Annotated in this window: 9 protein-coding genes; 2 read left to right on the top strand and 7 right to left on the bottom strand. The window is 49.8% G+C overall.

The features are described 5' to 3' along the window. On the bottom strand, positions 1–875 hold an 875-nt coding region (locus IQ235_RS05805; protein WP_264320549.1), incomplete at its 3' end, for an adenosine kinase. Positions 876–977: 102 nt separating this feature from the next. Beyond that, positions 978–1,595, bottom strand: coding sequence for a 50S ribosomal protein L25/general stress protein Ctc (locus tag IQ235_RS05810; RefSeq protein WP_264320550.1), 618 nt, complete (start codon positions 1,593–1,595; stop codon positions 978–980). 295 nt (positions 1,596–1,890) lie between these two features. Here IQ235_RS05810 and IQ235_RS05815 point away from each other — a divergent pair, with 295 nt between their 5' ends. Continuing rightward, positions 1,891–3,828 (top strand): tetratricopeptide repeat protein, encoded by a 1,938-nt coding sequence (locus tag IQ235_RS05815; RefSeq protein ID WP_264320551.1) that lies wholly within the window; start codon positions 1,891–1,893, stop codon positions 3,826–3,828. Positions 3,829–4,033: 205 nt separating this feature from the next. Here IQ235_RS05815 and IQ235_RS05820 read toward each other — a convergent pair whose 3' ends face one another. From IQ235_RS05820 to IQ235_RS05830, 3 genes are all read right to left on the bottom strand, one after another. Further along, positions 4,034–5,968, bottom strand: a complete 1,935-nt coding sequence (locus tag IQ235_RS05820) for an AAA-like domain-containing protein (RefSeq protein ID WP_264320552.1) — start codon at positions 5,966–5,968, stop codon at positions 4,034–4,036. Positions 5,969–6,415: 447 nt separating this feature from the next. After that, a complete protein-coding gene (locus IQ235_RS05825) occupies positions 6,416–8,209 on the bottom strand; it encodes an iron uptake porin (RefSeq protein WP_264320553.1) in 1,794 nt (597 codons plus the stop codon). Positions 8,210–8,587: 378 nt separating this feature from the next. Continuing rightward, positions 8,588–10,327, bottom strand: coding sequence for an iron uptake porin (locus tag IQ235_RS05830; RefSeq protein ID WP_264320554.1), 1,740 nt, complete (start codon positions 10,325–10,327; stop codon positions 8,588–8,590). A gap of 657 nt (positions 10,328–10,984) precedes the next feature. Here IQ235_RS05830 and IQ235_RS05835 point away from each other — a divergent pair. Continuing rightward, the gene (locus IQ235_RS05835) at positions 10,985–12,037 is read left to right on the top strand and encodes an ABC transporter ATP-binding protein (RefSeq protein ID WP_264320555.1); all 1,053 of its coding nucleotides are present in this window, start codon (positions 10,985–10,987) and stop codon (positions 12,035–12,037) included. A gap of 227 nt (positions 12,038–12,264) precedes the next feature. Here the strand turns inward: IQ235_RS05835 and cpcF are convergent, their stop codons facing one another. Further along, positions 12,265–12,924 carry a C-phycocyanin alpha-cysteine-84 phycocyanobilin lyase subunit CpcF gene (gene cpcF / locus IQ235_RS05840; RefSeq protein ID WP_264320556.1) on the bottom strand — a complete coding sequence of 220 codons (660 nt, stop codon included), beginning with the start codon at positions 12,922–12,924 and terminating at the stop codon, positions 12,265–12,267. Beyond that, positions 12,924–13,265, bottom strand: coding sequence for a HesB/IscA family protein (locus tag IQ235_RS05845; protein WP_264320557.1), 342 nt, complete (start codon positions 13,263–13,265; stop codon positions 12,924–12,926). Before IQ235_RS05845 ends, cpcF begins: the two co-directional genes overlap by 1 nt. Positions 13,266–13,519 lie beyond the last annotated feature (254 nt).

The following is a 13,519-nucleotide window of genomic DNA, read 5'->3' on the forward strand; positions in this document are numbered from 1 at the left end:
CCGTTGCTGATGCCGTACAGAAAGGCTCCGGCATACATATCTCCCGCACCTACCGTATCGATCGCCTTGACGGAAACCGGGTCGATTTCGATAAGCTTTTCTCCGTCGAAAATGACCGAACCGTCGGGGCCGCGAGTGATGGCAAATCCTTTGGCGAGGGTTTTGAGGTGGTCGATTGCCGCTGAGAAATCTTCCGTGTCCGCCATCTTCAAGGCTTCGGTTTCGTTGGCGAATAGAAAATCCACCCCCGAACCGAGCATTTCGAGCAAACCCTCTTTAAAAAAGTTCACCATGTTGGGATCGGAAAGGGTGAGGGTGGTTTTCACCCCAGCAGCTTCGGCAATTTCCCGCGCGCGAATGGCGGCGGCTTTTCCGGTGGGGGAAGAGACGAGATAGCCTTCGATATAGAGATATTCCGAATCGGCGATCGCCTCGGGAACCAGTTCGTCACTTGAAAAACCGCCAGAAATCCCCAGGTAGGTATTCATGGTGCGATCGGCATCGGGGGTGACGAATACCAAACATTTCCCGGTGACACCTTCCGGTCGGTTGTCTAACTTAAAATTGGTCTCGATACCACAGCCGATTAAATCTTCGAGATAGCGAGTTCCGGTGTCGTCGTCGGCAACTTTACAGGAGTAAAAACATTTTCCCCCCAACTGACCGATGGCGATCGCGGTATTGGCCGCCGAACCGCCGCACGATAGCTTGGAGGATAAATCGCTCAACTCTCGCAACAATTCGTGGTGGCGATCGTCGTCGATGAGGGTCATCACGCCTTTATCGATATTCAATGCTTGCAGGCGATCGGGGGTAATCTCAAACTCGATATCGGCTAGCGCGTTTCCCAATCCGTATACGTTATATTTATGCACGATCTTTGGGTAGTAAAAAACTAGAAAGAACCAAAGGAATATCCCCTGATTCTTCCGCAAGTTGCTATCAGCAATGGTAAAGGATAGTTGTTTCCAACCTCTTTAACTGACTTCTGGTGCTTCCACCTCTTCTTCTTCTTCTTCTTCGCCAGTACCTTTAGTACCGCGCAGCCCTTGAATCGAGACGATCGTTTGTTTGGCATCGGCGACGGCCTCTACCCCTTCTGGCAAGATCAATTCTCCGACTTGCAAGGAGTCACCGACGTGCATGTGGGCAATGTCAATTTCGATACTTTCAGGCATGTTGTCCGGCGCGCATTTGACGGCCACTGTAACCATTAGGGTTTCGAGAATGCCGCCGTCGGTCTTCACACCATAGGGTTCTCCAGTAAAATGCAGGGGAAGCTCGACTTCCACCGTATCTTGAGAGGCGGTTGCAAAAAAGCTCAGGTGATAGGTAAAGCCTTTCCATGGGTGAGATTGAACTTCCCGCAGGAGGGTTTTGCCTTTCCAACCGGAGTCGGAAATCGTCAGGTCGATTAGAGAGTTATTAACGGCTGGTTCTTTGAGTAGTTTCTTGACATCTTTTGCATCGACGGTCAATGAAATTGATTCGGTACCGTTGTGACCGTACATGACTGCCGGAATCCGACCCGCACGGCGTAATGCTCTGGGGTTGGTTTTTTCAGGCCGGGTTTGACATTCAATTGCAAGTTGCATAAAGTTTGCTTCAGTAACGTTCGAGCGGAGCTTGTCCCAACTGGTTATTCTCTCACGTCCCCATCGGTTTGTGAAGTCACTATTTTGAATTCGAAATGTGGAATTCGGAAAGGAGAAAACGCGGTGATGGGGAGAGTAAGGAGGACAAGTGAAGGAAGTGTGAATTTTTGATGCGCGCATTCTCTCCCTCTACCTCCAACCTGACTTTCTCCGTCTCATCCGGATACGTGCCGATATTTAAAGTATTAAGTAGATAACTAGCCTATTTGAGATAACGTCCGTGGACTAAGAGATTATGGGTATTCCGACCGTTGCTTTCCTCACACTCGCGACATTAACCGCCCAAGAGGGAACCCCAAGCATTCCTCAATCGCCAGTCCGTCCCGATCTCGCGCCATCTTCACAAACCACCGCGAAATCGATGGGGACGATCGTTCCCATCGACTCCGTGAGTCCTCCTGAGACGAATTCCCTGCTGCTGGCAAGTGCGTCTGGTACCTCACCCGCCTCGAATCTGAGTTTGCCAGTATTGGAAGAACCGAGTTTCTTCGGACAGATATTGAGCGATGTTGACGGACTTTCCTCGCGTCCTCTGACATGGATGAACGCGCTACTACTGAATCTCTCGTTGTCTCCAGTAGCGGCGATCGCATTGTTTAGCATCGTCAAGCGGCGCGTCGTCCGGCGTTTGGTGACCGAAGTCCGACAGCGACTGAAGCAATTGGGAGATTTGGAAACTCAGCTTTCTCGTTCGAGTCAAACGGCCGAACAACTTCTCAAACAACTCGAAGCCAAAATTCATTTCGCCAAACAAGATGCCAGAGAGGAAGTCGATCGGCTAACCCGAGAATTAGAAGCTCAAGTTGCACAAATCAAAGAGGTCGAGCGCATCCGAACTCAATGCGTAACTCAGCTTCAAGAAACAGTTTTGGATGTCGATCGTGCTAAAACTAAAGTTGTGGGAGAAATTACCAAAGTTACGCCATCGTTAATTTTAGAATATGTCAAACCCGAACTTCAGGCGCAAGTGAAGTCCATTTCTCAGCGCTTAGAAATGCTCAAAGAGCAGCAAGAACAAAAATACCTGAGTGCGGGAGATTATTTCCGTCAAGGGGAACAATGCGTTCGGGAAGGACGTTACGAAGAAGCGATCTCGAGCTATCAAAAAGCAGTCCAGACCCAGCCAACCTTTTTAGAAGCATGGCTGAAACTCGCGAAAATATTAGCGAAATTACATAATCCCGGCAAAGCGATCGAAGCCTATCACAAAGCCATCGAAATTTCGCCGACAAACTATGAAGCTTGGTATAGTTGCGGGAACGCATTGGTGAAGTTGAGAAAATATACCGAAGCTCTGGAAAAATACGATCGGGCGATCGCGATCGAATCTGACTGTACTGATGCTTGGTTTGGTCGAGGAAATGCCCTCGGTCGCCTGCAAGAATATCAAAGTGCCCTCGATGCTTATCAAAAAGTTTTAAGCTTGAGTCCAAACAAGTATGAAGCTTGGTATAACTGCGCCAATATTTTCGGAAAACAACAAAAGTATGAAGAGGCATTATCTTGTTACGATAAAGCACTAGAAATTCAACCCAACAATCACGAGATTTGGCATAATAGAGGCGCGATATTAAGCCGAAATCAATCTTATAATGCGGCGATCGAATCTTATCAAAAAGCGGTTGAACTCAATCCCAAGAAATACGAAGCTTGGTATAATCTCGGGAACGTTCTCGCTCGGGTCGATCGATACCAAGAGGCGATTTCCGCTTACGATGAAGCCCTAAAACTTCAGCCGAACAAGTACGAAATTTGGTATAATAAAGGAACAACCCTTGGCAAGTTACAATGGTACCAAGCGGCTATCTACGCTTACGATAAAGTCTTGCAATTAAAGCCCGATAGCTATGAAACTTGGTTCGGACGGGGTTTGTTGCTCGAAAAATTGAACCGCTACGAAGATGCCCTGGTCTCCTACGACTCGGCGATCGAACTCAAGCCAAACTATTACGAAGCCTGGTATAGCTCCGGCAATGCCCTAGAGAATTTGAACCAGCACGATCGAGCAATTGTTGCTTACGATCGTGCTATTAAACTCAAGCCGGAGAAATACGAAGCCTGGTATAGCCGAGGACGTTTGCAAGCCTCTTTAAACCAACATCAAGAAGCGATCGACTCGTTAGGACAAGCTTTCCAAATTCAGCATAGTTTGCTCCAACAAGAAGCGAGTTGAGCGCGTAACAAAACTAACCAGCGAGCGCTTCGTAAAGCTTTATATCGGCTTGACGCACCACAGAACTCGGTACATCGACAGCTAAACTTCCACCGATTTGATATTGCCGATTTAATATTGATAGTGACTCATAAAAACGACTCGATCGCTGCTTCCCGTAAACTTCTCAAACCACTCGGGAAAACATTAGCTCTAGGGATCGACTTTACGAACGGTGAGGGGTTAAATTTGAATTTAAAGTGACGCGATCGCGTCCCTGCTGTTTGGATTGGTGGAGTGCTTCCTCTGCCGCCTGAATTAAGTCATCGGTGGATTGCTTCTTTCCCGGAATAGTACTGACAACCCCCAAACTTACCGTAATTGTCGAAGCGGGAAAGCCAATTTGATACTCGCGCTCGATGCCCAAAGCTTTGACGCTGCGGCGAATATTCTCCGCAATGTAACTTGCACCGGCCGCATCGGTATTCGGTAGGAGGACGGCAAACTCTTCTCCCCCATAACGAGCCACGACATCCGACGGACGGTGAATTTCTTGACAAATTGCACCCGCAACTTGGCACAAACACTCATCACCAGCTTTGTGCCCCCGTGTTTTATTGTAAATTCGGAAGAAGTCAATATCGCTCAAAATTAAGGACAGGGGTGCTTTTTCTTCCTTTGACTGCTGCCATATCAAATCGAGTTTCCCATCAAATCCTCGGCGATTCACCAATTCCGTCAAATGGTCGGTGCCGCACAACAGTTTTAACTCTTGATTTTCTTGTTCTAATTCTTGTAAACGATAGACTGAGGATTCTTCTGAGGGAAGTTGCTCGCTAAAATATAGGCGATACAACTCGCACGACGGCACGCAACGATTGCCGTCGAGTCGAATCAAGCCCATACTTTCGAGCTTGTAAGCCACAACGGGTTTGAGTGCTACACCCTCCGGGTCAGCCACCACTTGTTGAAGGGCAATTTCGAGTTCTGGATATTTTTTGAGCGTCGTAAACAGGTGACGCAAGCGATCGCGATAAATACCAGCTAAAGTAGGTGCGGCTTTTAAGAGTTGTTCGAGGGTAAACTCTTGCCGACCCAGCCAATATAGCGCCAGTCGGACTAAATACGGGTGCCCCCCCACCATATTTATCAATTGCTCGGTGCGATCGCTCTCTAACCAATTCAACCCGTGACGGTCGGCTAAATCTTGCACTTGCGAAGCGGTAAACTCTGGCAACTGAATCGGCAGTCCGACGTTGAAGGGCGATTGATTCAGTTTCAGGGGGATGTAAATATCGGTGTTGTGAACCACCACCAATCGCAGTTGCTGCCAGATTTCTACCTGTTTGGCTTCTTCATACCACGATCGCAATAAGGGTAAAAACTCCGAAGCAATTGCCGGATACTCGAACACTCGATCGACTTCATGGAGCACCAACACCAATGGATCGGAAATTTTCTCCAATAAATACCCTTGGAAGTAAAGGGTGCAGCTAATCTTGCTACCAATTTCCTCATCCCAATACATCTCGAGTCGTGGGGGAAGCTGAAGTTGTCGTCCGACGGCCAAACAAAACCAGCGTAAAAATCGATCGAGACGATCGAAGGTATTGTTGTCAGCTTGGTTGAAGTCCACGCGCACGAGGCGATCGCTTCCTCGAGAAACCCGTTCGAGAACCCGCAGCATTAGAGAGGTTTTACCCATTTGGCTGGGGGCTTTGATGCGAGTCACGCTTCCGGGTTTGCTAATCTCAGTATAGATAAGCTCCTCAATCTCCGGTCGAGCGACATAAAAAGGTGAATTTAAAGCCACCGGACCGCTGGGAAATTCAAGAGCTCGGGTTTGGGCAATGGCTCGATCGAACTCAATGGCGACTCGTTTTTGTTCTGGCGTTAGGCTGCGTTCTTCAAGAGTCGTCCGAAAGTTACTTTTGGTAATTGGCACTTCAAAGAGTTCGCAAAGGGAGTGCCACAAGTGGGCAGCCGCTTTTTTCAGATAATCGGCATCGTAGTGAAACTCTTGAGCCATACCCGTATAAGTTTGACCTTTCCAGGCTTGACGCAAGACCAATTCCTGCATGGGAGTCAAGTTTTTTTTCCGTGTTGCGTGGAGTAAAGCCAAGACCTCATCGATCGTCATATGTTGTGTTACTACTTGCATTCACAGACTTATCGTTCTGTTTTAGCACTTTAAAGTATTCTCACTCCCGTTGACAAGAGGATAAGATCTTAATAAAAGAGGGATAACGCCTTATACTTTCTGTTGAAAATCCCGAAACCGGTTCGCTCTCGATCGATAAATTTTGCCCATCGAAAGCAAACGAAGTTTACAGAATTTATATATTTCCTGGTTAATTTATTTTTTTCTTTTTTCTATCTTCTCGTTTCAAAGCATTTACCTGCGACATTCCTCCATATTCGTTCTTTTTTGTTGGAATTTACATTTTTTTTCTACTGTCATAAAGCGAAAAATAAACCATCTAAAACTAAGATTTTAGAACCCATCGATTTGAGCTAAATCATTAAAAATTCCCAGCACTTCACGCAATGGACATGCTGGGAATTGGGGAGTTTATCAGGTATTTATTGAGAAATTACCCGAAGTTTTCTAGAACTTGAAGGTGGTGCGAATCGTTCCCACCACTTGAGTATCGTTGTCGCTATCGTTGGCTGGGTTAAGGATAACAAATGCGCCGGGGGTAATCGAAATATTGTCTGTTACCTGGGCGCGGTAAAATGCCTCGAAGTGATAGGAGGTATCGCCTTCAGCGCGATCGGTCACATCGTGGCTGGTCACCTTCGGAGGAATCCCAGCAACCAGACCGAACAAGTTTCCGTCGCCACCCAAATCCGGGAAGGAGAACTGCACGGCACCGGTCATAATCGTGGCATCATCGTCCTCGTTGACGGCATCGCCGGTGCGGTTAGCCGGAAGTGCTCCGTTATCTTGGGCACTTGCTAGCATGAGTCCGTACCAGCCGGAGACGATAAAGCTATCGCTAACTTCAAACTGAAGCTCCGCACCGAAGGAATTAGCCGAAGTAGCCGTATCGCCGAAGGGTTCGGTGGCAAAGAAATCACCGGTGCTGCCCGACAAGTTCACTTCTCCGGCAGGTGCGTAGTAGCGCACGTAGGACAAGCCCAGCTTAACCGCATCCACCGGTTCGAGAACCAGGTGTGCCAAAGCGGCATTCTGACCGTTGAACAAACCGTTTTTCACCGCTGGGTTGCTCGCCGATCCGCTGTCAGCCAAATAGGCCAGACTCAGTTCGCCGATGTCTCCCAGACCGAGATTCAAGCCCAAACCCGCGCTACCATCCGGTTGGCGCAAAACGGGGTTGAGGCGACCGAAACGAGAAATCGAACCGCTACCGCTACTGGCAATCGGACTAACGACGTCAATGAAGTCGCGAGGTTCGGTACTGTTAGCGGCGATAATCACTTCCACGTTATCGCTAGCCTGGAATTGGTAGTACAGATCGTCTATACCGATATCATTGCCGTTGGTGCCATCAAAACCCAAACGGGTCATGTTGGTTCCGGTCAAGCCGCGCCGGAATTGGGTGATGTTGCGCCCTTGCAAGCGAGTCCGCAAGCGATCTTTCCCAGTAAAGCTGGTGTCTAGAGTCAAACGAACTCGATCGGCAAAAATGGTTTGCGTGTCGTCGCCTAAGCCATCATCACCGGCATCAATGTCGGGATTTGCCGAGTTGATACCGCCGGCTTCGTTGCCAAAGGTATCGGCAACAGCGAAGATGACTTCACCCTTGAGTTTGGTGGTGGTGGAGAACTGATTGGCTTCCAGCTCGGCCGTACGCGCTTCGAGAGCATCTACCCGTCCGCGCAAGGTCGCCAGTTCGGCGGCAAATTCTTCTTGCAGTCGCCGGATAACGGCTAAGTCTTCCTCCGTAGGGCCGCCGCCTGGGGGAATTATATTCAGAAGTTGGTCCAAGCAAGCGTTTAAACCGGCAGCAAACTCATAGCGGGTGGTCGCCTGGTTGCCGCGAAAGGTACCGTCGGGATATCCAGCGATACAGCCATAGCGTTCCACCAAAGATTGCAGGGCTTGGAATGCCCAGTCAGTCGGTTGCACGTCCGATAGCTGGGACACTGAGGTCACCTGGGACTGCAATTGGTCTTCTGCTTGCTGTTGGGATAGTTCGTCTACCGAGGTCACCTGGGCGAATAATTCCGGTTCGGTATCCACCGAAAGGACTTCGCCGGAGGTGTTGCTGGTTTTGACCCCTTTGGTTTGGGTAACCGCCTCAGCTTTGGGAGGTTGGGTTTGAGCTTGATAGTTAGGAGCTTCTTTGGCGCTCGCGGCACTCGGGCCGAGCAAAGCTGCCATTCCCACAAGAACGGGGGAAACTCTTAATAATAGTCCGATGGTTTTGGAATTCATGTCTTTCGCTTCTCTCACACCTGAGAATGGTTTATCGATCTCTAAGACAAACTCGGAGTTGTTCATCACTAATCTTAACAAGAGTTCCGACAACTGTGTTCTAGGTTACTTTTAAGTTAAAAAATAGTTTTCGGATTTACGGAAATATTGACATTAGTTGCGAATACCCCTCAAACCAGACTCGACCGAGTTTGTAAACTATACAGTAACCACACGAGTCCGACAATCTCTCAATTAAGGCGATCGGATGCTAACACCAAGAGGTTAATAAAAAGTAAAGCACCGGAACTCTGACTCGATCGAGATCGAGTCGAAGTTTCGGTGCGCTTTGTCTCAGGTGTGTGAAACGCGAAGTTTGATGGAAAGGCAGGTGAGGACTTAGAACTTGAAGGTCGTGCGAATCGCCCCCACGAAAATACCATCGTTACGATTGTCCCCTTCCGGATTCATGATATAGAACGCGCCGGGGGTAATGGAGATTTTCTTGGTGAGGGCAAAGCGATACAGGGCTTCAAAGTGCCAGGTGGGGGCGCGATCCTCTACGGGAGTTCCGCCGACGCTCAGGTCGTTATCCACCACGTGGGGGGGCTGACCGACAATAAAGGCCAGCAAGTTGCCATCACCACCCAAATCCGGGAAAGCCACATTAAATACCCAATCGACGATGGTGGCATTGTTATCGCCGCCAGATTCTTGCTCGGCAAAGACTGCTCCCGCCCAACCGCCAACACTAATCTTGTCGTTCAACCGGGCATTGGCTTGAAAGCCAACGTGGTGGCCGGTAGTCGCCGCACCTCGGAATGGGTCTTGGGCGAAGTCCGTTCCGGTACTGGAGGCGAGATTAACGCTACCTCCGGGAAAATATGAATTGCGGTAAGTCAGCGCCAGATCGATATTATCTGTCGGGGCGATATCGAATTGAACCGCCGCGCTGTAACGACCGTTGAATAGACCGTTTTTCGGCGTGGGATCGAAGGCGTCGCCATCGGATGCCAGATAGAGTGCCGAAATCGTAAAGGCATCGCTGACATCGTAATTGAAACCGATTCCCGCTCCTTCGTTTCCTCGATGAACGAGGGGGTGACGCCGTCCGAACCGAGACAGCGCCCCCGTACCGCTACTGGCGAGGAAGGGATTGGTGACGGCAAAAATTTGGTCGATGTCGAGTCCCTCGGGACTGACGTGGAAGGTGAGCTTGTCACCGATGGGAGTGCGGTAGTGAAGGCGGTTGAGAACGACATCGTTGCCGCCACCGGCTTCGTAACCCAGCCGCGATTCGTCGGTTCCCGTCGCCGAGTTCATGTTGGTGAAGTTCCCCGCTTGCAGTCGGGTGCGCAAACGATCTCGTCCGGTGAAGCTGGTATCGAAGGCTAAACGAACCCGATCGCTGAAGGTGGTATTGTCGTCTACGCCAGGGCGGCTTTCATCGTCTACACCGTCGGCGTAGTCGAGACGGTTGAGGGCGCGTTCTTCACCAATGGCATTTTGAACGCTGAAGATGACTTCACCTTTGAGCTTGGTGGTGGTGGAGAACTGGTTGGCTTCAAGTTCGGCCGTGCGCGCTTCGAGGGCATCCACCCGTCCCCGCAAGGTTGCCAGTTCGGCGGCAAATTCTTCTTGCAGTCGCCGAATCACCGCTAAGTCTTCGGCACTTACTTCCGATTCTACGTCCACCAAATTAAGGATTTGGTCCAAGCAAGCGTTCAAACCGGCGGCAAATTCATAACGGGTGGTAGCTTGGTTGCCGCGAAAGGTGCCGTCGGGATATCCGGCGATACAGCCGTAGCGCTCGACTAGGGATTGCAATGCCTGGAACGCCCAATCTGTCGGTTGCACGTCCGAGAGCTGGGATACCGAGGTCACCTGGGACTGCAACTGGTTTTCTTCTTGCTGTTGGGATAGTTCGTCGACCGAGGTCACTTGGGCGAGCTTTTCGGTTGCTGATGGGGCCACAAACCCATCGATTTCGCTCGTTAGCGGGGTGGACTTGGGCATACTTTTGAGGTTGCCCGGTTCGGAGGCGGCTCGCACGGGGGTTGCCGTTCCAGAAGCGAGGATCGCTAGTCCCACCAGAAGGGGGGAAACTCGCCAGCAAAATTCGAGGTTTTTGAAATTCATATGACCGATCTCTCTCACACCAAACAAACAATGTTTGCGATCGTTCTCAGTTATGGCAAGGCTCTCACGATACCCACTTCTGGCATCGGTTCGGACTCAATTGCGCGATCGTAAGGTCCGATCGAACATTCCGTTCGGGTTGACATTTGTCCATCGAGAGCGACTCGCTTCTCGACCGATGGCGGGCTGAAGATCGCTCCTTGAGGGGGCTTTTAGTGATTTATTGCCATTAAATGAGAATTACTCACAATAAGATATTTAACCGAACTCTTTCGATCTTGTCAAGCTGTTTGTATTTTTTCTAATTGGAAGAGCCTAACTTCGCTCAACATTTAGGTTTGAAACTCCGTACGATCGCGGTCGTGAAATTACGATTTTAAAATTGTGAATTGCATCGAAATTTTGAATTTAAAGCCTTATATACAGAGCTTTTATACCCTATGCCTCTCGAAATTTCTCTAGACTTTATACTCTCGTTCGAGATCGACTTGCATCAGCCGGATTGAATTGAGGAAACGCAGGAATAAGAGGAAAGCTGCGAGGCAATTTTCGGGAAATTTTGTTTGCGTACTTCTACGTAAATTTCTAAAACAATTGAGATTCTTTTTAATTTGGGGTGATAATCAAAGAACAACCCATTGAAAGGAACGATCGCCAGTGACCGATAAGCTCGTGCAACTAGAGGGCGTCAGCAAACAGTTTTCCAAAGCGCAGACTGCCGCCCTCAAAAATATCACCCTCAACCTCGAACGAGGTAAGATACTCGCACTGCTCGGGCCTTCTGGATGCGGGAAAACAACCCTCTTACGATCGATTGCTGGATTCGAGCAACCGGACTCCGGTACCATCTCTCTCGCGGACAAGCCGGTCGCGAGCCCCAATTTTTACGTTCCTCCAGAGCAGCGTCGGGTGGGAATGGTATTTCAAGAATTTGCCCTATTTCCCCATCTCACTGTGGGCGAAAATGTGGCATTCGGCTTAAAACAAAAAGTCAAACAACCCGCCCTCATCAAAGCTGAAGTCCTCGATGCGATCGCCCTGGTGGGACTCGAAGGGCTACAAAACCGATACCCCCACGAGTTATCAGGCGGTCAGCGCCAGCGCGTCGCTCTCGCCCGTGCCCTCGCCCCCCGTCCCGTGCTGATGCTCCTCGACGAACCTTTAAGCAATCTCGACCTCCAGGTGCGGATCTACCTACGCAACGAAATCCGCAAAATTCTCAAAGCCACGGAAACAACAGCGATTTTCGTCACCCACGATCGCGAAGAAGCACTTGCCATCTCGGATGTGGTGGGGGTGATGCGAGATGGTCACCTCGAACAACTCGACACCCCAGAAGGGGTCTACCAAGAACCCACCTCGCGGTTTGTGGCTCAGTTTGTCACCCAAGCGAACTTCCTGTGGGCAAAACGCAACGGCAAGCTGTGGGAAACCGAAGTGGGCTGTTTTGAAGCCAGCACAGTCAGCAATTTGGTCGGAGAAACAGGCGAAGTAATGATTCGCGAGGAAGATTTGGCAATCGAACCCAATGACTCGGGAACCGCAACCGTTCGAGATCGACAATTTCTCGGACGCGAAAATCGCTACTGTCTGTTGACCCCCTCCGGACAAGAACTACACGCCCGCACTCCTGTTTCTGCAAGTCTCCCCGTCGGTGCGCGGGTACAATTATCGGTAATGCCAGAGCGGCTCAAGATTTTTAGCAATTAGATTTTGCTGTGCGAACCAGCGATCGAGCCTCTCTTTGATGATTGGCATGTTGTTGCCTCCCGCCAGGACTTTCCCAGGTCACGTCCGAGTTGAGTAACCCGCTCTCGATGGTATGGGGTTACCCAAGTCCGTGAGGATGTCGAGAAAAATTGCCCGACACCGAGATGAGAGTACTAAAAATAGTAGTGTTCTCATGCATTTGCACAGCGCTATACGGGAGCTGGGGGTTAAGTTCTCGACGGTGCAGACAGTCGATCGATGGCCATGACTGCGCGTGCCCGGACTGCAGCTTCTAAATCGCTGCCACTTATGACCTCTAATTGTGCCAATACAGTGGATAAGGTATCGGAAGATTCCGCAGCCGTTACTGCTGCCAATCCCTGCATTCCTACCACCGAGGCGTAGCGAACGATCCATTCGGGATCTTGGCAGGTTTCGAGGAGTGCTTGCAGCGCCCGAGTCTGTGCAACAGCCACCCGGTCGGATTTCATTTCCTGCCAGCGAATCGTCCCCAGACCCCTAGATGCGGCCCGTCGCACGCTCAGGGAAAAATCGGAAGTGGCCGCGAGCAGGATATCTAACCCTCTGGGATCGCCGATCCCCGCCAAAGCGCGAACGGTCCAGGCTCTAGCCCCGTAGTTATAACCGTCGAGCTGCTGGAGAAGCGGTAAAACAGCCGGTTCCCCAATTTGTATCAGTCCGTCTACGGCGGCGACTGCCGCACCGGGATTGTTATAACCGAGAACTTCAATCAGTTTAGAAGTCGCATCGATCGAGCCAGCAGCGGCTAAATCTTCTACGGCTTCCAAAACTGCATCGGCAGAATCGGCGCGATCGACGGCTTCAACAAGTGCTTGGGTGGTTCGATCGAGCTTTGTAGTTGACATTAATTGTTGCCTGACTTCTTCATCGCAAAAGAATTACCACAGCCACAAGTCTGGGTAGCGTTGGGATTGTGGAAGCGAAACCCCCCTCCCATCAAATCTTCAGAATAATCTACGGTCAATCCTTCAACATAAGGCAAGGTAACCGAATCGATGAGGGTTTCAAGTCCCTCGCATTCACAAACTCGATCGCTAGGTCCTGCAGTCTCGTCAAAAGTCATGGCGTAAAAAAACTCAGAACATCCACCCGCTTCAACCTTTAAGCGGAAATAGGCTTCTTGGGAATTTTGCCTGGATTTGAGTCGCTTAAGTTCTCGAATGGCAGCTTGACTTAGATGAATCATTACCTTATATATACTTTCCTCCTTTTTGTTCGGTACTTGCGAGAAGTCCGAGTTGGAGAATTTTCAAGATCGGCTTATCATATTTAATATGAGTATAAGGGAAAATCTTAGGTTAAAAAAATGCTAACTATCTAGATCGAGTTCATTCGACTATGGGTAACGAGCAGGTGTGCATCGTCAACTTAACCTAATTGATACGATCGACCTTAGCCAGGTCGGTATTCTAGCAACGATCGTACACAACTAGATTACAT

The organism is Zarconia navalis LEGE 11467 (genome assembly GCF_015207075.1).
Lineage (GTDB): Bacteria > Cyanobacteriota > Cyanobacteriia > Cyanobacteriales > Geitlerinemataceae > Zarconia > Zarconia navalis.